This window comes from Kitasatospora sp. MBT63 (assembly GCF_000710465.2).
GTDB lineage: Bacteria > Actinomycetota > Actinomycetes > Streptomycetales > Streptomycetaceae > Kitasatospora.
This window is the reverse complement of record NZ_JAIZ01000398.1, coordinates 1-887: the sequence shown is the minus strand read 5'-3', so window position 1 is coordinate 887 and position 887 is coordinate 1. Positions and strand designations below refer to the sequence as shown.

At 71.4% G+C, this 887-nt stretch carries 1 protein-coding gene; it reads left to right on the top strand.

Translation table 11 applies throughout. The features are described 5' to 3' along the window. A partial coding sequence (locus tag AA75_RS22705; protein WP_033822030.1) for a S1C family serine protease occupies nucleotides 1–887 on the top strand: 887 nt, incomplete at both ends.

Genomic DNA, 887 nt, shown 5'->3' with positions numbered 1-887 from the left:
CCAGCTGGAGAGCGACTACCAGCGGGTGATCGCGACCGTCCTGCCCTCGGTGGTCCAGATCACCGCCGGCGACAGCCTCGGCTCCGGCATCGTCTACGACGACAAGGGCGACATCGTCACCAACGCGCACGTGGTCGGCACCGGCAAGGACTTCAGTGTCACGCTGGCCAACAGCACCACCGCGCTGGACGCCACCCTGGTCGGCAGCTTCCCGGACTCGGACCTCGCCGTGATCAGGCTGTCCAGCGTGCCGGGCGGCCTCAAGCCGGCCGTCTTCGCGGACAGCGGCAAGGTCGAGGTCGGCCAGATCGCGCTGGCCATGGGCAGCCCGCTGGGCCTCGCCAGCAGCGTCACCGAGGGCATCGTCTCGGCCACCGGACGGACCGTCACCGAGCCGCAGAACGGGGACTCGCCCGGCGCGACCATCGGCAACATGGTGCAGACCTCGGCCGCGATCAACCCCGGCAACAGCGGCGGCGCGCTGGCCGACCTGTCCGGCCAGGTGATCGGGATCAACACCCTGGCCGCCGTCGACCAGGAGCTCAACGGCAGCGCCGCCCCCGGCATCGGCTTCGCCATCCCGGCGTCGACCGTCACCGGCATCGCCGACCAGCTGATCAAGGACGGCAAGGTCACCAACTCGGGCCGGGCCGCCCTCGGCATCACCGCCCGGACGTTCTTCGACAGCAACTTCCAGCCCGCCGGGGCCGCCGTCGTCACCGTGGTCTCCGGCGGCGCCGCCGGTACGGCCGGCATCCAGCCCGGGGACGTGATCACCCAGCTGGGCGACACGAAGATCACCACCATCGGCTCGCTCACCACCGCGCTGGCCTCGCTCCAGCCCGGCGCCAAGGTCACCGTGACCTACCAGCGCGACGGGCAGACCA